Below are 21,160 nucleotides of genomic sequence, written 5' to 3' on the forward strand. Positions count from 1 at the left end.
AGCGTACCGAAGAACTCGACATTAGAAAGTCGATGGATACTCGTTCCAGTGTAATTTTTCACGCAAGGTTTTGTAATCGCTATGTCCTCGAGGGTGCAAGAGGGTGATTGATTTCTCAGACTGACGCACTTCAATTTTGTCGCCCGATTGCAATTCTGTTTGAGATTGCATGTCGAAATTCACAATCACTTCACGCCCGTCGACCACTTCAATACTGGTAACGGCGTCTTCGGGCAAGACAATGGGGCGATTGGAGAGGGAGTGCGGCGCAATTGGCGCCAACAGAATGCCTGCCACTCGAGGGTGCAGAATCGGTCCGCCCGCGGAAAGTGCGTATGCGGTAGAGCCGGTGGGCGTCGAGACAATGAGACCGTCAGAACGCTGGTTATACATAAATGACCCATTGACGCAAACCGCAAGTTCGACCATGCCAGAAGTGCCGGAGCGGTTGACCACCACATCGTTTAAGGCCAAGGCGCGGTTGATGATCTGCGCCCCCCGCAAAACAATGGCGTCTAAAAGGGTTCTGGAGTCCGCCTCATATTCTCCGCCAATGATTTTTGGAAGAACCTCTTTTACATCCTGAATGGGAATGTCTGTCATGTACCCAAGACGGCCCATATTGATGCCAACCAAGGGCACTTTGCTGCCGGCTAACTGACGCCCAATGCCGAGCATGGTGCCGTCACCCCCCAAAACCACTACCAAGTCGATACTTCCCGCAAATTCAGCGGGACTCTTGCTTGGGTGGGAGCTTAAGTTCAGGTGAGTGGCCGTTGCTGTTTCAATAAAGACCTCGCAGCCCAAGTCGCTGAGCATCTGGGCTAGGTCAATGAGGTGCCCCTCGATACCATCAGCTTGAAATTTACCGACCAGCGCCACCCGGTTAAATTCGTTTTTGGCAGATTTTTGGGATGGGCTTAACATATAACGATTAAACCATAGGCATAAAATCCCTTCCACCATGGATGATCGTTCCCGCGCTTTACTTAAAACCCTCATCGAGCGTTATATCGAAGAGGGTCAGCCCATTGGCTCGCGAACCCTATCTCGCTTCTCCGGCTTGGATCTATCTGCAGCTACGGTCCGTAATGTCATGGCTGATTTAGAAGAAATGGGCCTAGTTACCAGCCCCCATACCTCGGCTGGACGCATTCCTACGCCTAGGGGCTACCGCCTATTTGTCGACACCATGGTTACCGTCCGCCCCCTAGAGGAAATAGCGGCTAGAGAGGTGGAAAGAGGCCTTTTGCCTGATTCTCCTTCGCGGGTTTTAAATTCAGCGGCGCAAATCTTGTCCAATCTGACTCATTTTGCTGGGGTAGTCATGACCCCAAAGCGCGCTCAGGTCTTCAAGCACATTGAGTTCTTGCGCTTAGGGGAAGGGAAAATTCTGCTCATTGTGGTGACCCCAGAGGGCGATGTGCAAAACCGTATTTTGCCGACCACTCAGGATTACACACCCAGCCAGTTAGTTGAAGCGGGTAATTACATTAATGCCCAGTTTGCTGGGAAGAGTTTTGACCAGGTTCGTATGCACCTGAAATCTGATCTGGATACCCTGCGTGCTGATATCTCAGGTTTGATGGCGCTGGCGTTGCAAAGCGGCGTATCCGATTACGGCATGGGAGAGAGTGACATGGTGCTTTCTGGCGAGCGTCGTTTATTGAATGTGGGTGATCTCAGTTCCAATTTAGATAAGCTGCGCAAGATGTTCGACATGCTTGAGCAAAAATCAGTTCTTATGCAGTTGCTCGATGTCTCCAGCCATGCTGATGGGATTCAGATCTTTATTGGTGGAGAGAGTGACTTATTGCCCTATGAAGACTTAGCTGTCATCAGTGCGCCGTATAGTGTGGATGGTCAAATCGTTGGGACCCTAGGCGTGATTGGACCAACCCGTATGGCTTATGACCGTGTCATTCCGATTGTGGACATTACTTCAAAATTACTATCAGGTGCCTTGAGTAGCTGAGCGAAAATTATTTTTTATAGAAGACGGATCTATCTTGAATCAAAATCCCCATTTGCGCCCCTCCAAGACAGCTGTTGTATTACTTAATCTTGGTACGCCTTCAGCCCCAACGCCCAAGGCAGTCAGAGCATACTTAAAGGAGTTTCTCTCTGACCCACGCGTAGTAGAAATTCCAAAAGTAATTTGGTGGTGCATTCTGAATGGCATTATTTTGCCGATTCGAAGTGGTGCTTCAGCTAAGAAGTACGCCTCTATTTGGCTGCCTAAATTGGGTTCGCCGCTGATGCATTACTCCCGATTACAAGCTAAAGAGCTCGGAGAACTATTTACCAATCAGGGCCACTCAGTTTTAGTGGATTTGGCAATGCGTTATGGCGAACCATCCACTAAAAAGGTTTTGGATGAGCTCAAGGCGCAGGGTATGGAGCGCTTATTACTTTTGCCTTTGTATCCACAGTATTCAGCCACTACTACTGCTTCTAGTTTTGACGAAGTGTTTCGTGTACTAGGAACTTGGCGCGATCAGCCTGAATTGCGTCTGATAAAGCACTACCACGACAATCCTGCTTATATTGCTGCCTTGCGTGACCAGGTCTTAGAGGCTTGGGATAAAGATGGGCGCCCTGATTTTGCAAGAGGTGATCGTTTTGTAATGTCCTTTCATGGACTGCCTAAACGCAACTTAATGAAAGGCGACCCCTATCATTGTGAATGCCTCAAAACAGGCCGATTATTGGGCGAGTCTTTGGGCTTGGAGCGCGGGCAATATCTAGTTACCTTTCAATCCCGTTTTGGTAAGCAAGAGTGGTTAAAGCCGTACACAGCTCCTACTATTGAGAAGTTAGCTAAAGAGGGATGCCAGCGCCTTGATATCTTCTGTCCAGGCTTTCCAGCCGATTGCATAGAAACGCTTGAGGAGATTGCCATGGAAGCACGTGAAATCTTTTTGGAGCACGGTGGCAAGGACTATCGCTATATTCCCTGCTTAAATAGCAACCCCAAATGGATCGAGGCTTTGGCTAATATCGCCCACGATCATTTGCAGGGTTGGCCCCTGAGCTCAGAGCCCGAGGCAGTGTTGAATGAGCGCAATGAACGTGCTGAGTTGGCTAAAAAGGCATTGACTTGAATTTCGGGTACTTGAAAACCAGTATATTGACCCAATATCCCCAATAAGCATTATTCGTAGCCGTTTTTAAAGAAAAGTGAATTCCTAGCCATGACACAAGAAAATCAGAATCCAACCGAACCAAGTAAAGAGAATCTGGAAGTTGAGCCGCAGGTGGCCGATGGCGCAGAGCCTGAGTTAATGGTTGAATCCAGTGCACAACTGATTGAGGAATTAAATCAAAAGTTGGGTGAGATGCAGGATAACTTCCTGCGCGCCAAAGCTGAAGGAGAAAATATTCGCCGCCGTGCTGTTGAAGACATTGCCAAGGCCCATAAATTTGCAATTGAAAGTTTTGCTGAGCATTTAGTTCCGGTAACCGATAGCTTATATGCCGCACTGAGCGCCGAAGCAGTCGATGCCAAAGCCTTTAAAGAGGGTCTCGAAATTACACTCAAGCAGCTACTGTCTGCTTTTGAAAAAGGTCGCATGACCGAAATTAATCCAGCTGTAGGTGATAAGTTTGATCCTCATCATCATCAAGCTATTTCAGCGGTGCCTTCAGAGCAAGAGCCAAACACGGTGGTTTCAGTCTTGCAGCGAGGCTATTCGATCGCTGATCGGGTGCTCAGACCCGCATTAGTGATGGTGAGCGCCCCAAAATAAGGGGTTTTCTGGGGATTTTGCTCAAAAATCCTAAAAAAGAGAGAAAAAAAGGCAGATTTCTGCCTTTTTCCTTTTTTAACCCTTGAAATAGTCTTTTTAGACCCCACTTATTGAATATCGATTTATTCGCAGCAGCACATCAGAGATTACATAACAACTTAATTTTTTGGAGCAATTATGGGAAAGATTATCGGAATCGACTTAGGAACCACTAATTCGTGTGTTTCAGTCGTTGAAAACAACGCACCAAAGGTGGTTGAGAACGCAGAAGGCGCTCGCACAACACCATCAATCATTGCTTATGTTGAAGACGGCGAAGTATTGGTTGGCGCACCTGCAAAACGTCAGTCAGTAACCAATCCGAAGAACACCATTTATGCAGTAAAGCGTTTAATGGGTCGCAAATTCACTGATCCAGAAGTGCAAAAAGACATTGGCCTGATGCCATATTCAATCATTGCTGCAGATAACGGCGATGCTTGGGTTCAAGCACGTGATAAAAAAATGGCGCCTCAGCAAGTTTCCGCTGAAATTTTGCGCAAGATGAAAAAGACTGCCGAAGATTACCTGGGTGAAGAAGTGACCGAGGCGGTGATCACCGTACCTGCTTATTTTAATGATAGTCAGCGTCAAGCAACCAAAGATGCTGGCCGTATTGCAGGTTTAGAGGTAAAGCGCATCATTAATGAACCAACAGCAGCCGCTTTGGCATTCGGACTGGATAAGCAAGACAAAGCAGATCGCAAGATTGCGGTGTATGACTTGGGTGGCGGTACATTTGACGTATCCATCATTGAGATTGCAAACGTTGATGGTGAGAAACAATTCGAAGTACTTTCCACGAACGGTGACACCTTCTTGGGCGGTGAAGACTTTGACCAACGCATTATTGATTGGATCATTGATGAGTTTAAGAAAGAACAAGGCGTTGATCTGAGTAAAGATGTATTGGCATTGCAGCGTTTGAAAGATGCTGCTGAAAAAGCCAAAATCGAATTGTCCTCAGCGCAGCAAACAGAAATCAATCTACCTTACGTCACTGCGGATGCAAGCGGTCCAAAGCATTTGAACTTGAAATTGACTCGTGCCAAATTAGAGTCCTTGGTAGAGGAGTTAATCAAGCGTACAGCAGGCCCATGCTTAATGGCGATTAAGGATGCTGGCGTTAGCGCATCTGAAATCGACGACGTGATTTTGGTCGGCGGTCAAACCCGTATGCCTGCAGTACAAGACAAAGTAAAAGAAATCTTTGGCAAAGAGCCACGCAAAGATGTGAACCCAGATGAGGCAGTGGCAGTTGGTGCGGCTATTCAAGGTTCCGTATTGTCTGGAGATCGTAAAGACGTATTGCTCTTAGACGTTACCCCATTGTCATTGGGTATTGAGACTTTGGGCGGCGTGATGACTAAGATGATTCCAAAGAACACCACGATCCCTACTAAGCATTCACAGGTTTACTCTACCGCTGAAGATAATCAGCCTGCAGTGACCATTAAGTGCTTCCAAGGTGAGCGTGAAATGGCTGCGGCAAACAAGTTGTTAGGTGAATTCAATCTCGAAGGGATTGCCCCTGCGCAACGCGGTATGCCACAAATTGAAGTGACCTTTGACATTGATGCCAACGGTATTTTGCATGTCACTGCAAAAGACAAAACCACTGGCAAAGAGAACAAGATCACCATTAAGGCAAATTCTGGTTTGACCGAAGAAGAAATTCAGCGCATGGTGAAGGATGCAGAAGCTAATGCTGAGGAAGATAAGAAGGCACTTGAGTTGGTGACCGCGCGCAATACTGCAGATGCCTTGGCTCACTCAACCAAGAAGGCATTGGAAGAGCATGGTGCTAGCTTAGAAGCTTCCGAAAAAGAAGCGATTGAGGCTGCTTTGAAGGAGTTAGACGAAGCCATCAAAGGTAGTGATAAAGCTGCTATTGAGGCGAAGACGGAAGCTTTGGGTAAAGTCAGCCAGAAGCTGGGCGAAAAAGCGATGGCTGCTGAACAGGCTAAAGCTGGTGGCGCAGCTCCAGGTGCAGCGCCGAATGAAGCCCCTGCAGCAGATGCTGACGTGGTTGATGCTGACTTTAAAGAAGTGGATGACAAGAAATAATTCAGAGTCATTATTCATCAGTGAGTAGTAAATAAATAACAAGTCGGCCCCGTGCCGACTTGTGTCATTGAAGTAGTTGAGAGGAATGTTGTGTCAAAAAGCAAACGCGATTTTTACGAAGTCCTGGGCGTAGCCAGAGGTGCTAGCGACGAAGAGTTAAAAAAAGCTTACCGTAAGTTGGCGATGAAATACCATCCGGATCGTAACCCGGATAGCAAAACTGCCGAAGCCCAATTTAAGGAAGTCAAAGAGGCGTATGAGACGCTCACTGACCCTAACAAGCGTGCTGCATATGATCAATATGGCCACGCTGGTGTTGATCAATCGATGGGTGGCGGCGGTTTCGGTGGTGGTGGCTTTGCTGATGCATTCGGGGATATTTTTGGGGATATCTTTGGTCAAGGTGGCGGTCGTCACTCTGGCCCTCAGGTCTACAAGGGCGCTGATTTACGCTACAACATGGAGATCACACTTGAGCAGGCAGCTGAAGGCTATACCTCTCAAATTCGGGTGCCTAGTTGGAGTGCATGCAAACCATGTCATGGCACTGGTGCTGAGCCTGGAAGTAAGCCAGAAAAATGCTCAACTTGCGATGGTCACGGCCAGGTCCGTGTACAGCAAGGCTTCTTTTCAATGCAACAAACTTGTCCCAAGTGCCGCGGCACAGGCGAGTACATTCCTAAGCCATGCAAAACATGTCATGGTAGTGGGCAGCATAAAGAGCAGAAGACTCTAGAGATCAAGATTCCCGCAGGTATTGATGATGGAATGCGTGTGCGGTCCGTTGGCAACGGTGAGCCCGGTTTGAATGGCGGTCCATCTGGCGATCTCTATGTAGAAGTCCGAGTCAAACCTCATAAGGTGTTTGAACGCGATGGCAGCGATCTCCATGTGCAAATGCCAATCTCTTTTGCAACAGCTACCATTGGTGGTCAGATTGAGGTGCCAACCCTCTCTGGTCGTGTTGAGTTTCCGATTCCTGAGGGAACTCAGACGGGCAAGACATTCCGTTTGCGCAACAAGGGCATTAAAGGTTTGCGCTCCACCCTGGTGGGCGACTTATTTGTGCATGTGATTGTGGAAACGCCGGTAAAGTTAACCGATGAACAGAAGAAGTTATTGAAGAAATTTGATGACAGCCTTAAATCGGGCGGTGACAAACATAACCCGCATCAAAAGGGTTGGTTTGATGGCGTAAAGAGTTTTTTTAGCTAAAGAAGAATGTGTGAGCTTAGCCAGCAAAGCCGTGCTCTGGTCCGGGGAATATCCCAGTTTTTACTTCCCGAACATAGGCTTTGATGGCAGCTTCAATTGAGGCGTGGCCATCTACAAAGTTTTTAACAAACTTGGGTGGCTTACCGGGGCTAATGCCCAACATATCTTGCAATACTAAAACCTGACCAGAGCAATCTGGTCCAGCGCCAATTCCAATGGTTGGAATTGCAAGGGATTTTGTAATTTGTTTACCGAGTGATGAGGGAATTGCTTCGAGCACAAGCATTTGCGCGCCTGCCTCTTGGCACGCAAGTGCCTGTTCACGCATCAGGGTTGCCGCATCTTTAGACTTGCCCTGTACTTTATATCCACCAAGAACATGAACTGATTGTGGCAATAGTCCAAGATGCGCGCATACTGGCACACTGCGCTCAACCAAGTATTGAATAATTTCAATTTGCCAATCTCCACCCTCGAGCTTGACCATATCCGCACCAGCACGCATTAATTGTGCAGCTGAGTCCAGCGCTTGTACTGGATCGCCATAACTGGCAAATGGTAAATCAGCAATAATGAAGGCATGAGAATTAGCACGCGCTACACACTCGGTGTGGTATGCCACTTGTTCTACGGTGACAGGTGTGGTGCTACTATGGCCCTGCACTACATTGCCCAGTGAATCACCAATCAAAATGGTTTCAACACCACAGCGATTTAAGAGGGCAGACATGGTGGAATCGTATGCAGTGAGCATGGCGATCTTCTCACCCTCAGTGTGCATAGAGAGTAGCTTGGTAATTGTGATTGGCTTGTCGCCCTGTAGGTAGCTCATGAGCAAAGTTTACTAAACTTAATGAGCGGCTTGCTGGTATGCGTCTTTTTCTGTGCAGCCACAGTTTCTGCAGCTTAGTTTTTCGATGCTCTGATGGGCCACTTTGGGTAAGTAGGCTTTGAGTTCACCCCAATTGGGTAAGAAGAAATCAGGTGCGATTTCAAGCAGGGGTAGCAATACAAATGAACGCTCGATGATGCGAGGGTGTGGCAAGGTGAGCTCAGTATCAGTTTGGGAGACCCCTTCAAACGAAAGGATATCAAGATCTAAGGTGCGTGGCGCATTGGCATAGGGGCGCTCGCGACCAAACTCTTGTTCTATTGCCTGGCAAATGTGCAGCAAGCCATATGGACTGAGCTGGGTTTCAATTTCAATGACTGCATTAATGTAGTCCCCACCCACCGCTTCCACGGGAGCACTTTGATAGAAGCAGCTTTTGTTGAGAATTTGGAGTTCGCAACGTTGCGCTAGGCAGACGATAGCATCGGTAATTAACTGGCGAGTGTCGCCAATATTGCCACCAAATCCGATAAATGCTCTTGCCATACAAGTTCCATATTGAAGATGAGTCTACTTTACTCAAGTTCTGATAAGTTTGCTTAGCTCGGTGTTGTTTCGCTCGGTGCGTTGACCTTGGGTTTTCTCCGGCGCCGTCTTTTAGCAGCAGGCGCAGTATTGACCGATTCATTTTTCACGGCTGCCATCAAGGCCTCTTGGCCAGCAGGGTCAGCTGCAATAAAGTCAGTCCACCACTGGCCAAGACTGGCATTTTTTTCACCGGATGCACAGCGCAGTAGCAGAAAATCGTATGCCGCTCTGAAGCGAGGGGATTCAATCAGGCGATATGGGTAGCGCCCAACCCGTTTCTCAAAGCGGGGCTGCATTGACCAGATTTCGCGCATATCGCTTTCAAAGCGCCGCTGGATAGTCATGCCGCTACTTTGGGTGGCAATCGTCTCGTCCATTGCATCATGTAGCGCAGGAATGACCGAAACACCATTGGCAATATTCTTTTTCCAGTTTTTTAATAAATCAGGCCATAGCAATGTGGCAAATAAAAAACCTGCCGACACCGTTTTTCCGGATTGAATGCGATGATCGGTATTGCTGAGAGCAAGACGCACAAATTCATTGGCTTCTTTGGAATCAGTGGTTTGATCGAGAATGGTATCGAGCAGTGGGAGTAGGCCATGATGAAGTCCTGCATTGCGAAGGCCTTGTATTGCTGCCCAGGCATAACCAGACATCAGTAGTTTCAGAATTTCATCAAAGAGACGGGCAGCGGGAACGTCATGTAAGAGCTTTCCTAATTTAGCTATCGGAGCGCCGGTTTGTGGATCCAAGGTAAAACCAGTTTTGGCGGCAAAACGAATAGCCCGCAACATACGGATAGGATCTTCGCGGTAGCGTTTAGCTGGATCACCGATCATCCGCAGGGTTTTCTTCTGCATGTCAGCCATACCGCCGTGATAATCCAGTATGGTCTCTGTTTGCGGATCGTAATACATGGCATTGATGCTGAAATCGCGACGGTTAGCATCTTCACCTTGTGAGCCCCAGACGTTATCGCTCAGTATGCGACCACTTTCAGCGACATGATCGCCGGCATTTTCGAGTAAAGCTCTGAATGTCGAAACTTCAATAATTTCAGGGTGACCTTTGCCAAAAAAGGTGACGTGCACAATTTGAAAGCGGCGCCCAATCAGACGGGCTTTGCGGAATAATTTTTGAACTTGCTCAGGGGTTGCATTGGTGGCTACGTCAAAATCTTTTGGGCTGATACCCAGCGCGAGATCTCGAACCGCTCCACCTACGATAAATGCCTCATAGCCTGCTTGTTGCAGTGTATGTGTGACCTTAACCGCATTTTTAGAAAGTAAGTGCGGATCAATGCGATGTGATTTTTTTGGAATGCGCTTAGGGGCACCGCTGCGATTGACCGCAGTAGGTCGTTCCATGGGGTCGCGGCGCAAAATGCGTTTGATAAATTTAGTGATCATGCAAACAATTCAAGGATGGGCCAGTTACGCTTGGTAGCTTCTTGGCGCAAGCGGTCATCTGGATTGGTGGCGACTGGATGACTCACTTTTTCTAAGAGAGGCAAATCATTCATCGAGTCTGAATAAAAATAACTACAAGGCAAGTGATCTAGATTGAGATTTTGTTTTTCTAGCCAGTCATTCAGGCGAATAATTTTTCCTTCACGAAAGCTTGGTTCGCCTCTTACTTCGCCTGTGAAATTAGCCAATGGATTATTGTCAAGAGTGGCCGGTTCAGTTGCAATGAGATGCTCAATGCCAAATGCCTGCACAATCGGGCGCGTCACAAAACTATTGGTTGCAGTGATCACGCAGCAAAGATCGCCGGCATCTTGATGTTTTTTGACGAGGTCAAGCGCTTGTTGGCGCAATTGACCGTTGATCACTTCTTGCATAAATGCATCATGCCATTGTTTGAGTTGTTCGCGAGAATGCTCAGCCAAAGGCTTTAAGGCGAAACGCAGAAATTCTTGTATATCGAGCTTGCCTTCTTTGTAGTCTTGATAGAAGCGCTCATTTTGTTGGGCGTAGTATTTGCTATCAACCACACCAATGCGGGCCAAAAATTGCCCCCACTCATAATCGCTATCGCAAGGCAGAAGGGTGTGATCTAAGTCGAAAAGTGCTAATTGGGTCATTAATTTATTTTGGCTGCAAAAGCTCGCGAACAAGTGGCAAGGTTACAGCACGTTTTGTTTCTAGTGAGTACGCATCTAAGGCGTCGATTAAAGCCATTAAATTAGGCATATCTCGATAAAAGCGGTTTAAAAGCCAGGGCAGTACATCGGGCGATAAGACTAAACCCCTTTCTAGGGCCGCCTGTTGTAAAGCAAGTATTTTCTCATCATCATTGAGCAAGGTGGTTTGGAAAATCAAGCCCCATCCCAGACGCGTACGCAGATCTTCTCGGAGTTTAAGGGAGCTGGGGGCTGCATTACCGGCCATAAAGATGTGAATAGCTTTGCTCGCTTGTACTTCATTGAGAATGCGGAATAAGGCGCCAACGCAACGCTCATCTAGGCGATCAACATCATCCACACTAATTACCGAGGGCGTGTCACTCAGTACAAAGCTTGGTAGCTCTTCTTCAAGGCGTATCCAAGAGATGGGCTCATGTGGCCCAAGCGAAAAATGCCTTAAGCCCATTTTTTCAGCGGCATACCCAAGCGCGCTCAGTAGGTGAGTTCGACCCGAGCCTTCTGGGCCCCACCAATAGATCCACCTTTGATTCAAGGCGTTTGATTGCGCTGTGAGGGACTTTCTCTTTTCCCAATTGGCCACAATTTCACGCAAGGTGGACAAAAGGGCGCCATCTTGTCCCGGTAGGAAGTGGTCCAGACTGGCCTGTGGCGGGCTAGTGAGATCAAGGGCAAACTGACGTGGCAGCAAAGTATTGAGCATTACAGCTAAAAATTATTTTTGATACCAGGTGCTTTGGGTATATCGCGCCCAAAAATACTTGATGAGTACCAGGCTGACTGCGCTAATTGGTAAGGCCAATAAGACGCCAAAGAAACCAAATAATTTACCAAACAAGAGAAGGGCAAAAAGTACCGCCACAGGATGAAGGCCAATGCGCTCACCAACTAAACGTGGAGTTAAGAAGAATCCCTCTAAGAATTGACCCAAACTAAACACAATGATTGTGCCCAACACTTGGGTGCTAGGGCCAAATTGCAGAAGTGCTGAAATTAAGGCAAGCGTAACCCCGAGTGTGATGCCTACATAAGGAATGACAACCATGAGCGCGGTAAAGACGCCAATTGCTACAGCGCCTTTGATGCCCACGATGCTTAGGCCAATGCTATAAAACACTGACATGACGGTGATCACAATAATCTCCCCTCTGAGGTATTGGGAGAGCAACCCATCGGTATGCTTGGCTAAATGATGAACCGTATCTTGGGCTCTAGTGGGCACTAATGTTTTGAGGAGTTCGAAAAAATGAGTCCAGTCAATAAGCAGATAAAACATGACAAACAAAATGAGGATGGCGTTAGCAAAACCAGCAATTACAGAGCTGCCAGATACTAAAACCGTCTCAAGGGTGGTCCCCATCAGTGTGTCAGCATTCTCGCTAATGTGCTCGGTAATTCTCTCGGTAAGGGTAGTTTTTAAGTTACCCCAATCCACATCAATATGAAATTGACTGAGTTTTGGGCCGAGCCAAGTTTGGGTATTTTGGATCCAACCCGGTAATTGTTCTTTAATCAGGGGAATTTCTGTCTTCAGTAGCCCAATAAATAGGCCAAGAACCAAAAAAATGACTCCCAAGCCAATAATCATCGAGAATATGGCAGCAAGAGCTCGGGGCAAGTGGCGCCTCTCAAGCCATAGGCAAACTGGCCTCAAAGCATAAGCCAGGATAAATGCAGCAAGAAAAGGGGTAAAAATTTCAGCCATCTTGTATGAATCCTCTAGAATTCAATGATTCTACCGATCAAGTACCGTTTTTACTAATTCTCTAAATTTGCCATGACATCATCAAACGCATCATCCTCTAAAGGCCTTTCCTACCGCGACGCTGGCGTCGATATCGACGCGGGTGATGATCTGGTTGATCGCATTAAGCCCCTAGCCAAGAAAACCATGCGCGAGGGCGTTCTGGCGGGTATTGGCGGCTTTGGGGCCTTATTTGAGGTTCCTAAGCGCTATAAAGAGCCTGTATTGGTATCCGGAACCGATGGCGTTGGCACTAAGCTGAGATTGGCTTTTGAGTGGAATCGCCATGAAACCATTGGCCAAGATTTAGTGGCCATGAGCGTGAACGATATTTTGGTACAAGGTGCTGAACCACTCTTTTTCTTGGATTACTTTGCCTGCGGTAAATTAACAGTAGATACCGCGGCGACGGTGGTGGCTGGGATTGCCCATGGCTGTGAATTATCTGGCTGCGCTTTGATTGGTGGTGAAACTGCTGAAATGCCCGGCATGTACCCCCCAGGTGAATACGATTTAGCTGGTTTTGCTGTCGGCGCAGTAGAAAAATCCAAAATCATTACCGGTGCAAGTATTGTTCCGGGTGATGTGGTGTTGGCGATCGCCTCTAGCGGCGCACACTCAAATGGTTATTCATTGGTGCGCAAAATTATTGAGCGGGCTGGCGCAAAGCCAAGTGATGATCTAGGCGGTCGTCCTTTGGGTGACGTGGTGATGGCACCTACAGAAATTTATGTGAAGCCCTTGCTTAAATTGATTGCAGAAATTGATGTGAAGGGTATGGCCCACATCACCGGTGGCGGCTTGGTGGACAACGTTCCTCGGGTACTTCCTCAGAATGTCCAAGCGGTATTGCACCGTGATAGCTGGCAGATGCCAGAACTCTTCCGTTGGTTGCAGATGAAGGGTGGGGTTGCTGATGCAGAGATGGTTCGTGTATTTAATTGCGGTATTGGCATGGTGGTGATTGTCTCGCCTGAGCAGGCAGAGCAGGCCATTGCCTCATTAAATGCGCAGGGCCTCAAGGCTTGGACCGTAGGCGATGTGGTTGAGCGTCCTCAGGATGCCCCTCAAACCATTGTTATTTAATCTGATCCCTAATACTTTGTTGGCAGAATAATACTGCTTCCTCTAACTCCGTTGGGTTGAAGGGATCAAATGTATTTCTGCCGCTCATGGCACGCAGCCAGGTGAGTTGCCGCTTACCAAGTTGACGAGTGGCGGCCAAGGCTTTGTAGCGCATTTCTTCCCAGCCAATTTCCTGATCTAGGTAAGACCATACTTGGCGATAGCCTACAGAGCGAATCGCTGGCAAGTCAGGATGAAGCTTGGGATGAGCGTGCAGTTTTTTCACTTCCTCAAGCAAGCCACTGCTCAGCATCTCGTCAAAGCGCTTTTCTAGATTTTGATGTAAGCGGGTGCGATCGCTTGGCTCTAAGGAAACTAGCGTAATCCATTCTGGGATATCTGAACCTGCTCTGCCGTCTTCACTTGGTGAATCCGCCAATAAAGATGACATAGTTTTACCTGTTAGCTCATACACCTCAAGCGCACGCTGAACTCGTTGGGAGTCGTTTGGTTTGAGTCTGGCTGCAGTAAGCGGGTCGATGGCAGCTAGATCTGCATGCATCGCAGGCCAGCCGATTTGCTTGCCACGTTCATCTAAATATGCACGTATCTCTGAATTGGCTGGCGGTAATGCAGAGAGCCCATGAGCCCATGCTCGCCAATAGAGCATCGTCCCGCCAACTACCACGGGGATATGCCCGCGCATACGAATCTCAGTACAGAGCCTCTTGGCATCTGTAGCAAAACGTGCTGCCGAGTAAACCTCGTTTGGTTCAATGATGTCAATTAAATGGTGCATCACCAAGGCTTGCTCAGCTTTGGTGGGTTTAGCACTTCCAATATCAAGACCTCGATAGACAAGGGCCGAGTCCATACTGATTAATTCAATTGTTTGGCCAATTGAACTGGCGTATTGCGCCAGTGACATCGCGAGATGGGTTTTGCCTGCGCCCGTAGGACCCACAATACATAATGTTTTGAGGGGATTAGAAGCATGCTCAGGCTGAATGTTGGGTTCAGTTTGCATACCCCCATTATAGGAACTTAAAACCAATTATCCCAAGCCAAGAGCCTGTTAATATGCTCTTCAAATTCATAAGCGGAGTGCGTGTTGGTTGATACCCTTTTACAAATAAGTGATTTATTGCTGCATATCGATAAGCATTTGGATGTGATCATTGCGCAATACGGCTTCTGGGCTTATGGCCTCTTATTTGCCATTGTCTTTGCTGAAACTGGCCTGGTGGTAGCCCCCTTTTTGCCCGGTGACTCACTGTTGTTCATTGCTGGCGCTTACTGTGCCACTGGGCATTTTGATATTGGCGTCCTCTGTCTTGGTTTATTGCTCGCAGCGGTTGCCGGTAACACAGTAAATTATTTCATTGGACGCTGGATAGGTCATCGCGTGTTCAGTAGTCAATCTGCTTGGATTGATCAAAATGCCCTGCGTAAAACCCATTCGTTTTATGAGAAGCACGGCGGCAAAACAATTATCTTGGCGCGTTTTCTGCCTATTATTCGCACCTTTGCACCTTTTATTGCGGGCGTTTCAGAAATGAACTTTGCGCGTTTTCAGTTATTTAATATTGCGGGCGCAGGTTTGTGGATTGTGGGATTGGTTGCCGCAGGCTATTTCTTTGGAAATATTCCCTTGATACGCCAAAACCTCAATGTCATTGTTCTCATTGGCGTGGGCGCAGCGGCCTTGCCAATTTTATTGGCAGGACTCTACAAGTTATTGAAGTCAAAGAAAAAGGGCTAACAACTACCCTTGAGGTAACGCCTTAGTGCAGCTTAGTTTGGCCCTCAAGCGTAGCGATATGCTCTCTGATTTCGGAGGCATCTTCTGCTCCAGGCGCCTCACTGAGATAGCGTTGCATATCCGCTAAAGCCGGACGAACGTATTCCAATTGTGCAAAGATCAACCCGCGATCACGGATCTCTTCTACTGATTCTGGTAAGAGGATGACTAATCTCTCTTGTATGCCAAGGAGACGCTCCCAGCGCTCATCTTCCGAGTAAATCATTTTGAGGTTACGTAAAAAACGCGAGAGAATTTCTCTTGGACTGGAGGCGCGTAAAAAAAGATTTAAGGGTAGACTCAGTTCACCTCGATAACCTTTGGCATCAAGGTAGGGATCGAGCATTTCTTGCAGTTGATTCTTGGAAAGCGAATCGCCTGTTAATGGGTCCATGATGATTTCACCTTGTTGCAGGGAAATACGCATCATGAAGTGATTCGGAAAAGAAACCCCGCGAATATTTAACCCAATCTGCTGCCCTAATTCCATCATGAGGATAGCTAAGGAGATGGGTATGCCGCGCCGGTTCTCAATAATTTGGTGCAAATATGAATTTTCAGGCGCATAAAAATCATTGGGGTTGGGGCCAAATCCAAGCTCAGTATAGAAGAAGTGTTTGAGGATTTGCAGGCGCTGAATCGGGGTGGTATCCGGGCTAATACGAGTCCGTAGTTTGCTGGCCAACTGATCGATTTGATCGAGCACTCCCTGAACATCTAGGTCGGGATAGGCATGCTGAGCTACTGCTACCGCCGCCTCAGTTAAGGGAAAGTGCTCGTCCTCTGTAACCAGGGATGTGAAGTAGTCAAGCTGTTGTGTTGGCATATGCTCTATTTTGCATGACGCAGAAATTTTTGCCAGCGAATTCCAACTAAACCCAGTGCGGCAAAGTAGACGACTGCTGCTACACCTAACCACAAAGCCAATAAGCTGATGCGCCACCACGGCGTGCTTTGCAAGGCTATCCAGTTATGAAAGTGGGCGGCGTAATAGAGTACCCCTGCAAATGGAATGAGCGCAAAAAATAGTTGACTCAAATACTGCAACCAAGATGCTGAGGGAAGGGCTCCGCGCTTGCTAAGGCCAACCCAAAGAAGGGTGGCATTTAAGCAGGCCCCCAGCCCAATGGATAGTGCAAGGCCAGCATGACCAAACCAGGGTACAAAAACCAGATTGGCTAATTGGGTGGCAACCAGCACGAGCAAGCCAATTTTGACAGGCGTGCGAATATCTTGGCGAGAATAAAAACCAGGCGCTAAGATTTTTACCAAGATCAAGCCAATTAAGCCAACACCATAGGCTGCCAAGGCGCGCTGCGTCATCAAGACATCAAGCGCACTAAATTTGCCGTAGTGATACAGAACTGCCGCCAAGGGTTCGCCAAAAATAAAGAGGGCGAGCGCGCAAGGCGCAGCTAGCAAAAAGGTTAACTGTAATCCCCAAATGAGGAGCTCACCCGCATGCTTGAGGTCATTTTGAGCATTCGCTTTGCTCAGACTAGGCAGGAGCACGGTACCCAGCGCTACTCCTAAAAGGGCGGTGGGAAATTCCATCAGGCGATCAGCATACGAAAGCCACGAGACGCTCCCGGCAGGTAGTCGCGAGGCGATATTGGTATTGATAATCAATGAAATCTGCGCAACTGATACCGCGAAAACGGCTGGCCCCATCAGTCGCATGACCCTTCTTGCCTCAGTATTTTGAGCGGCCGCCTTGATGGCTTTGGGCCACAAAGCTATTCTGGGCAAAAGTTTCAATCGCGCCAGAGCTGGAATCTGGATGCCAAGTTGCAAAAAGCCGCCCAAAAGCACCCCAATGCTCAGGGCATAAATCGGTTGCTCTAGATATGGAGACAACAAAATAGCGCTCCCAATGAGGGCTAAATTGAGTAAAACCGGGGTAAATGCTGGAATGGCGAAGCGCTGAAAGGTATTGAGGATGCCGGCCGACAGCGAAACCATTGAAATTAGCCCAATGTAAGGGAACATGATGCGTGTCATAACAACACTTGCCTCGTATGCTGGACCGCCTTTAAAGCCCGTAGCAATCACTAGAATCAGCAAGGGGGCCCCTACGACACCAATACATACCGTAAGCAGCAAAGCCCAAAATAAGAGCGTAGCAACGGCATTAACGAGGACTTGAGCCTTTTTTTGGTCGCCTTGAGTAGCCATTTCACCCAAAATTGGGACAAAAGCCTGGGAAAAGGCCCCTTCGGCAAATAATCTGCGTAGCAAATTGGGGAGCCTAAAAGCCACATTAAAGGCATCAGTCCACTCGGAAGCCCCAAAACTACGGGCAATTAGGGTCTCCCGCAAGAGGCCTGTAATGCGGGAGAGCATCGTAAGGGAGCTGACTTTGGCGGCAGCGGAAAGCAGATTCATGGGTCGATTTTCTCTTATTTGTCAGGCGACTGGGCTTTTTTGCCCCTTTAATGTAAAATCTTGGGTTTTGGTGGGTCCGCAAAGAAAGCTGGCAATCCCATACAAGTTTCAGTTAATCGTATTTTGTAATTTTTATATAGCAAGGTTTAAAGATGGCCAATACCGCACAAGCGCGTAAACGCGCACGGCAGGCAGTAAAACAGAACGAGCACAACTCTAGTTTGCGTTCAAAGCTTCGCACCTCCATTAAGGCGGTTCGCAAAGCAATTGAAGCAGGTGATAAAGCTGCTGCCGCTCAAGTTTTCATTGCAACTCAATCAACAATCGACAAGATTGCTGACAAGAAAATTGCACACAAAAATACTGCTGCTCGTCAAAAGGCACGTTTGTCTGCAGCTATTAAGGCAATGGCAGCGTAAGACGTAATTTGTTTTAGGCTGGCAAGCGTCATGCTTGCCTAGGCCCGCTCCTTATCAGAGCGGGTTTTTGTTTTTAAGACTAGGTTTGTGGTTCGGGTTCAAACTCACAAGCTTCTTCGATGGGTAACTCATTGTCTTTGGCAAAGTTCATAACGAAGTCGAGCGCTCTTGGATCAAGATCGCCCAGTCTGGTATCAATGACAACGCATTTCACTTTAGCAATAACAACTGGTCTGGCATAAGGCGAGTAAGTGAAGCGGGGGTCGCCAGCATCGCCTGGCGGGCGAAATGTAGCCATCACTCCGCATAGACGTTCAGCCCAATCGCTGGGCCGAAATGGCTTGCCAGAAGTTGTAATGCCTTGAATGAAAAGCTTTTTGTGGTTCAAGTTGGCGTCAGGATCGTAGTAGAAATAAGTAGCAATAAGCCTCTAAGCTTAACAGCCTCGAATGAGCTTAAGATGACTTTAGGAACTATTTTCGTGCAGTTGAATGCCCAAAGAAAAAAATGCAAGCTAAAACTTTAGTAGAAAGCTCAACAATGACATCTCTGGCAAAACCCCAAGCGCCCGGTCAGGTCAGGCATTACTTGCAATTTTCTGACCTTTCTCGAGAAGAGTATGACTATTTGCTCGAGCGTTCTGCTTGGCTCAAGGCTAAATTTAAGAGCTATGAGACTTGGCATCCATTGCATGACCGCACCTTGGCAATGATTTTTGAAAAGCATTCCACTCGTACACGTTTATCTTTTGAGGCGGGTATTCATCAATTGGGTGGACATGCTGTCTACCTGAATACTCGCGATACTCAATTGGGCCGCGGTGAGCCAGTAGAAGATGCCGCCCAGGTGATCTCTCGGATGACTGACATCATCATGATTCGCACCTTTGGGCAAGAGATCATTGAGCGTTTTGCTGCTAATTCACGCGTACCCGTCATTAATGGTTTAACCAATGAATATCACCCATGTCAGGTTTTGGCTGATATTTTTACTTTTGTCGAGGCACGCGGCCTAATACAGGGTAAAACAGTTGCTTGGGTGGGTGATGCCAACAATATGGCGTACACCTGGATTCAGGCGGCCGAATGTTTGAATTTCCAAATTCGTTTTTCTGCCCCCAAGGGTTATCAACTAGATAGCTCGCGCCTCACTGGAGCAGCCTTAAATCACCTCACAGTATGTTCAGACCCTAAGGATGCCTGCAAGGGTGCTGATTTGGTAACAACAGATGTTTGGACCAGTATGGGTTACGAGGATGAAAATGCGTCACGTATGAGCGCATTTAAGGAGTGGATGGTTTCACCCGAGTTAATGGCGCTAGCAAAACCGGACGCTCTGTTTATGCACTGCCTCCCTGCACATCGTGGCGAAGAGGTGGCGGCCGATGTCATTGATGGTCCACAAAGTATTGTGTGGGAAGAAGCAGAAAATCGCTTGCATGTGCAAAAAGCCCTCATGGAATATTTGCTCTGCGGTCGCTTGGATTAAATATATTTAGTTTTTCGAGTTAATTTTTTATTGAATAGAAATCATGTCAGATATTAAAAAAGCAGTGTTGGCGTATTCCGGTGGTCTTGATACCAGCGTTATTTTGAAGTGGCTACAAGATACTTACCAATGTGAGATCGTGACTTTTACGGCTGACTTGGGTCAGGGTGAAGAGCTGGAGCCTGCGCGTGCAAAGGCATTGCAATTTGGTATCAAGCCAGAAAATATTTTTATTGATGACCTGCGTGAAGAGTTTGTACGTGACTTTGTATTCCCTATGTTCCGTGCCAACACCATCTACGAGGGCGAGTATTTGTTGGGTACATCTATTGCGCGCCCTTTGATTGCTAAACGCCAAATAGAAATTGCCCGCTTAACCGGTGCTGATGCGGTGTCACATGGTGCAACGGGCAAGGGAAATGATCAGGTTCGTTTTGAGCTTGGTTACTACGCTCTTGAGCCAGGAATCAAAGTGATTGCGCCATGGCGTGAATGGGATCTGCTATCACGCGAAAAATTAATGGCCTACGCTGAAAAGCATGGTATTCCAGTCGAGATGAAGCATAAGCAAGGTGGCTCACCCTATTCCATGGATGCCAACCTCTTGCACATTAGCTATGAAGGCCGTCATTTGGAAAACCCCAATGCCGAGGCTGAAGAATCAATGTGGCGTTGGACTGTTTCACCTGAAAGGGCCCCGGATGCTGCTCAAATTATTGAAATTGAATTCCGTGCAGGAGATCCAGTAGCGATTGATGGTAAGACTTATAAGCCACATGAGTTATTAGCTGAGTTAAATCGCCTTGGCGGAATGCATGGCATCGGTCGTTTAGATTTAGTCGAAAACCGTTTTGTCGGCATGAAGAGTCGTGGATGCTATGAAACCCCTGGTGGAACTATCTTGCTTAAAGCGCACCGCGGTATCGAGAGCATCACCCTTGATCGTGAAGTGGCTCACTTAAAAGATGATTTGATGCCTCGCTACGCTAGCCTGATTTATAACGGCTTATGGTGGGCTCCAGAGCGTATTGCCTTGCAAACCTTAATTGACCACACCCAGCAAATGGTAAATGGCGTGGTGCGTTTGAAACTCTATAAGGGCTCGGTCTCAGTCATTTCGCGCGATTCAGCAAATACATTGTTCGATCAAACAATTGCTACTTTTGACGATGATGGTGGCGCTTATAACCAAGCCGATGCTGGTGGCTTCATCAAGCTCAATGCTTTGCGTATGCGCATTGCTGAGACTGCTAAGCGCAAGCGCGCTAAATAATTTTTTAACGATGTTGATTTGAAAGAATAAAGATGCAATTTGATCAAGTATCAGTAGGTAAAAAAGCGAATGTATTTTTTGATGGTAAATGCGTCTCACATACCGTCACCTTGCCAAATGGTGTGCGTAAGTCTGTTGGTGTTGTGCTTCCAAGCACTTTACGTTTTGACTTAAGCGCTAAAGAAATTATGGAAGTGGTGGATGGCAATGCTTTTGTGAGCATTAATGGTGCTCCTGAACAGGAGTTCAAGGCAGGTCAGAGCTGGGAAGTGGAAAAGGGCGGATATTTTATTATTCGCGCCGAGTCACCAGTTCACTACGTTTGCCACTTTGAGTAAAGCTGAGT

At 47.5% G+C, this 21,160-nt stretch carries 22 protein-coding genes; 11 read left to right on the top strand and 11 right to left on the bottom strand.

Annotated features, from left to right (window positions below; genetic code table 11):
* Nucleotides 1-21: 21 nt before the first annotated feature.
* Nucleotides 22-927 carry an NAD kinase gene (locus M2125_RS08340; protein WP_280741839.1) on the bottom strand — a complete coding sequence of 302 codons (906 nt, stop codon included), beginning with the start codon at nucleotides 925-927 and terminating at the stop codon, nucleotides 22-24.
* Nucleotides 928-964: 37 nt separating this feature from the next.
* Between M2125_RS08340 and hrcA the strand changes: the two genes are divergently transcribed.
* The 5 genes from hrcA to dnaJ all read left to right on the top strand — a co-directional run bounded on the left by hrcA (nucleotide 965) and on the right by dnaJ (nucleotide 7,070).
* The gene (gene hrcA / locus M2125_RS08345; RefSeq protein ID WP_076023764.1) at nucleotides 965-1,975 is read left to right on the top strand and encodes a heat-inducible transcriptional repressor HrcA; all 1,011 of its coding nucleotides are present in this window, start codon (nucleotides 965-967) and stop codon (nucleotides 1,973-1,975) included.
* A gap of 34 nt (nucleotides 1,976-2,009) precedes the next feature.
* Nucleotides 2,010-3,104: a ferrochelatase gene (gene hemH / locus M2125_RS08350; RefSeq protein WP_280741840.1), complete on the top strand. Its 1,095-nt coding sequence runs from the start codon at nucleotides 2,010-2,012 to the stop codon at nucleotides 3,102-3,104.
* A gap of 90 nt (nucleotides 3,105-3,194) precedes the next feature.
* Nucleotides 3,195-3,749: a nucleotide exchange factor GrpE gene (gene grpE / locus M2125_RS08355; RefSeq protein WP_076023766.1), complete on the top strand. Its 555-nt coding sequence runs from the start codon at nucleotides 3,195-3,197 to the stop codon at nucleotides 3,747-3,749.
* Nucleotides 3,750-3,926: 177 nt separating this feature from the next.
* Nucleotides 3,927-5,855, top strand: coding sequence for a molecular chaperone DnaK (dnaK, locus tag M2125_RS08360; RefSeq protein WP_076023767.1), 1,929 nt, complete (start codon nucleotides 3,927-3,929; stop codon nucleotides 5,853-5,855).
* Nucleotides 5,856-5,945: 90 nt separating this feature from the next.
* On the top strand, nucleotides 5,946-7,070 hold the full coding sequence (gene dnaJ / locus M2125_RS08365; RefSeq protein WP_076023768.1) for a molecular chaperone DnaJ: 1,125 nt from the start codon (nucleotides 5,946-5,948) through the stop codon (nucleotides 7,068-7,070).
* 16 nt (nucleotides 7,071-7,086) lie between these two features.
* On the opposite strand, the gene panB is transcribed toward dnaJ, so the two are convergent.
* From panB to M2125_RS08395, 6 genes are read right to left on the bottom strand one after another with little or no spacing between them, the layout of a single operon-like run.
* Nucleotides 7,087-7,902, bottom strand: coding sequence for a 3-methyl-2-oxobutanoate hydroxymethyltransferase (gene panB, locus M2125_RS08370; protein ID WP_280742821.1), 816 nt, complete (start codon nucleotides 7,900-7,902; stop codon nucleotides 7,087-7,089).
* A gap of 18 nt (nucleotides 7,903-7,920) precedes the next feature.
* The gene (gene folK, locus M2125_RS08375) at nucleotides 7,921-8,448 is read right to left on the bottom strand and encodes a 2-amino-4-hydroxy-6-hydroxymethyldihydropteridine diphosphokinase (RefSeq protein WP_076023770.1); all 528 of its coding nucleotides are present in this window, start codon (nucleotides 8,446-8,448) and stop codon (nucleotides 7,921-7,923) included.
* Nucleotides 8,449-8,501: 53 nt separating this feature from the next.
* Nucleotides 8,502-9,902 carry a polynucleotide adenylyltransferase PcnB gene (gene pcnB / locus M2125_RS08380; protein ID WP_277542062.1) on the bottom strand — a complete coding sequence of 467 codons (1,401 nt, stop codon included), beginning with the start codon at nucleotides 9,900-9,902 and terminating at the stop codon, nucleotides 8,502-8,504.
* On the bottom strand, nucleotides 9,899-10,579 hold the full coding sequence (locus M2125_RS08385) for a histidinol-phosphatase (RefSeq protein ID WP_076023771.1): 681 nt from the start codon (nucleotides 10,577-10,579) through the stop codon (nucleotides 9,899-9,901). Before M2125_RS08385 ends, pcnB begins: the two co-directional genes overlap by 4 nt.
* A gap of 4 nt (nucleotides 10,580-10,583) precedes the next feature.
* On the bottom strand, nucleotides 10,584-11,342 hold the full coding sequence (gene hda, locus M2125_RS08390) for a DnaA regulatory inactivator Hda (RefSeq protein ID WP_083657522.1): 759 nt from the start codon (nucleotides 11,340-11,342) through the stop codon (nucleotides 10,584-10,586).
* Nucleotides 11,343-11,354: 12 nt separating this feature from the next.
* On the bottom strand, nucleotides 11,355-12,344 hold the full coding sequence (locus M2125_RS08395; RefSeq protein ID WP_277542065.1) for an AI-2E family transporter: 990 nt from the start codon (nucleotides 12,342-12,344) through the stop codon (nucleotides 11,355-11,357).
* A gap of 72 nt (nucleotides 12,345-12,416) precedes the next feature.
* Here M2125_RS08395 and purM point away from each other — a divergent pair, with 72 nt between their 5' ends.
* Nucleotides 12,417-13,469 (top strand): phosphoribosylformylglycinamidine cyclo-ligase, encoded by a 1,053-nt coding sequence (gene purM, locus M2125_RS08400; RefSeq protein ID WP_076023773.1) that lies wholly within the window; start codon nucleotides 12,417-12,419, stop codon nucleotides 13,467-13,469.
* Here the strand turns inward: purM and miaA are convergent.
* Complete coding sequence (miaA, locus tag M2125_RS08405) at nucleotides 13,462-14,475, bottom strand: tRNA (adenosine(37)-N6)-dimethylallyltransferase MiaA (protein WP_076023774.1); 1,014 nt, start codon at nucleotides 14,473-14,475, stop codon at nucleotides 13,462-13,464. The two genes, purM and miaA, sit on opposite strands and share 8 nt — an antisense overlap.
* Nucleotides 14,476-14,559: 84 nt before the next feature.
* Here miaA and M2125_RS08410 point away from each other — a divergent pair, with 84 nt between their 5' ends.
* Nucleotides 14,560-15,210, top strand: coding sequence for a VTT domain-containing protein (locus tag M2125_RS08410; protein ID WP_076023861.1), 651 nt, complete (start codon nucleotides 14,560-14,562; stop codon nucleotides 15,208-15,210).
* Between the two features lie 22 nt (nucleotides 15,211-15,232).
* Here M2125_RS08410 and M2125_RS08415 read toward each other — a convergent pair whose 3' ends face one another.
* A complete protein-coding gene (locus M2125_RS08415; RefSeq protein WP_076023775.1) occupies nucleotides 15,233-16,075 on the bottom strand; it encodes a SirB1 family protein in 843 nt (280 codons plus the stop codon).
* 5 nt (nucleotides 16,076-16,080) lie between these two features.
* A complete protein-coding gene (gene murJ, locus M2125_RS08420; RefSeq protein WP_076023776.1) occupies nucleotides 16,081-17,634 on the bottom strand; it encodes a murein biosynthesis integral membrane protein MurJ in 1,554 nt (517 codons plus the stop codon).
* Between the two features lie 152 nt (nucleotides 17,635-17,786).
* Here murJ and rpsT point away from each other — a divergent pair, with 152 nt between their 5' ends.
* Nucleotides 17,787-18,053 (top strand): 30S ribosomal protein S20, encoded by a 267-nt coding sequence (rpsT, locus tag M2125_RS08425; protein WP_076023777.1) that lies wholly within the window; start codon nucleotides 17,787-17,789, stop codon nucleotides 18,051-18,053.
* A gap of 79 nt (nucleotides 18,054-18,132) precedes the next feature.
* Here rpsT and M2125_RS08430 read toward each other — a convergent pair whose 3' ends face one another.
* Nucleotides 18,133-18,441, bottom strand: a complete 309-nt coding sequence (locus M2125_RS08430; RefSeq protein ID WP_280742822.1) for a DUF3579 domain-containing protein — start codon at nucleotides 18,439-18,441, stop codon at nucleotides 18,133-18,135.
* A gap of 152 nt (nucleotides 18,442-18,593) precedes the next feature.
* Between M2125_RS08430 and argF the strand changes: the two genes are divergently transcribed.
* From argF to ppnP, 3 genes are read left to right on the top strand one after another with little or no spacing between them, the layout of a single operon-like run.
* Nucleotides 18,594-19,541: an ornithine carbamoyltransferase gene (argF, locus tag M2125_RS08435; protein WP_280742823.1), complete on the top strand. Its 948-nt coding sequence runs from the start codon at nucleotides 18,594-18,596 to the stop codon at nucleotides 19,539-19,541.
* A 43-nt stretch (nucleotides 19,542-19,584) separates the two neighbouring features.
* Nucleotides 19,585-20,814, top strand: a complete 1,230-nt coding sequence (locus M2125_RS08440; protein ID WP_076023780.1) for an argininosuccinate synthase — start codon at nucleotides 19,585-19,587, stop codon at nucleotides 20,812-20,814.
* 32 nt (nucleotides 20,815-20,846) lie between these two features.
* Nucleotides 20,847-21,152 carry a pyrimidine/purine nucleoside phosphorylase gene (ppnP, locus tag M2125_RS08445; RefSeq protein ID WP_280742824.1) on the top strand — a complete coding sequence of 102 codons (306 nt, stop codon included), beginning with the start codon at nucleotides 20,847-20,849 and terminating at the stop codon, nucleotides 21,150-21,152.
* The last annotated feature ends 8 nt before the right edge of the window (nucleotides 21,153-21,160 follow it).

Origin of the sequence: Polynucleobacter sphagniphilus (assembly GCF_029892205.1) — a bacterium.
Classification (GTDB): Bacteria; Pseudomonadota; Gammaproteobacteria; order Burkholderiales; family Burkholderiaceae; genus Polynucleobacter; species Polynucleobacter sphagniphilus.

Coding starts and splice junctions, on each gene's coding strand:
- M2125_RS08340 (WP_280741839.1), bottom strand. CDS start 927: ATGTTAAGCCCATCCCAAAAATCTGCCAAAAACGAATTTAACCGGGTG.
- hrcA (WP_076023764.1), top strand. CDS start 965: ATGGATGATCGTTCCCGCGCTTTACTTAAAACCCTCATCGAGCGTTAT.
- grpE (WP_076023766.1), top strand. CDS start 3,195: ATGACACAAGAAAATCAGAATCCAACCGAACCAAGTAAAGAGAATCTG.
- dnaK (WP_076023767.1), top strand. CDS start 3,927: ATGGGAAAGATTATCGGAATCGACTTAGGAACCACTAATTCGTGTGTT.
- panB (WP_280742821.1), bottom strand. CDS start 7,902: ATGAGCTACCTACAGGGCGACAAGCCAATCACAATTACCAAGCTACTC.
- folK (WP_076023770.1), bottom strand. CDS start 8,448: ATGGCAAGAGCATTTATCGGATTTGGTGGCAATATTGGCGACACTCGC.
- pcnB (WP_277542062.1), bottom strand. CDS start 9,902: ATGATCACTAAATTTATCAAACGCATTTTGCGCCGCGACCCCATGGAA.
- M2125_RS08385 (WP_076023771.1), bottom strand. CDS start 10,579: ATGACCCAATTAGCACTTTTCGACTTAGATCACACCCTTCTGCCTTGC.
- hda (WP_083657522.1), bottom strand. CDS start 11,342: ATGCTCAATACTTTGCTGCCACGTCAGTTTGCCCTTGATCTCACTAGC.
- M2125_RS08395 (WP_277542065.1), bottom strand. CDS start 12,344: ATGGCTGAAATTTTTACCCCTTTTCTTGCTGCATTTATCCTGGCTTAT.
- purM (WP_076023773.1), top strand. CDS start 12,417: ATGACATCATCAAACGCATCATCCTCTAAAGGCCTTTCCTACCGCGAC.
- miaA (WP_076023774.1), bottom strand. CDS start 14,475: ATGCAAACTGAACCCAACATTCAGCCTGAGCATGCTTCTAATCCCCTC.
- M2125_RS08415 (WP_076023775.1), bottom strand. CDS start 16,075: ATGCCAACACAACAGCTTGACTACTTCACATCCCTGGTTACAGAGGAC.
- murJ (WP_076023776.1), bottom strand. CDS start 17,634: ATGAATCTGCTTTCCGCTGCCGCCAAAGTCAGCTCCCTTACGATGCTC.
- rpsT (WP_076023777.1), top strand. CDS start 17,787: ATGGCCAATACCGCACAAGCGCGTAAACGCGCACGGCAGGCAGTAAAA.
- argF (WP_280742823.1), top strand. CDS start 18,594: ATGACATCTCTGGCAAAACCCCAAGCGCCCGGTCAGGTCAGGCATTAC.
- M2125_RS08440 (WP_076023780.1), top strand. CDS start 19,585: ATGTCAGATATTAAAAAAGCAGTGTTGGCGTATTCCGGTGGTCTTGAT.
- ppnP (WP_280742824.1), top strand. CDS start 20,847: ATGCAATTTGATCAAGTATCAGTAGGTAAAAAAGCGAATGTATTTTTT.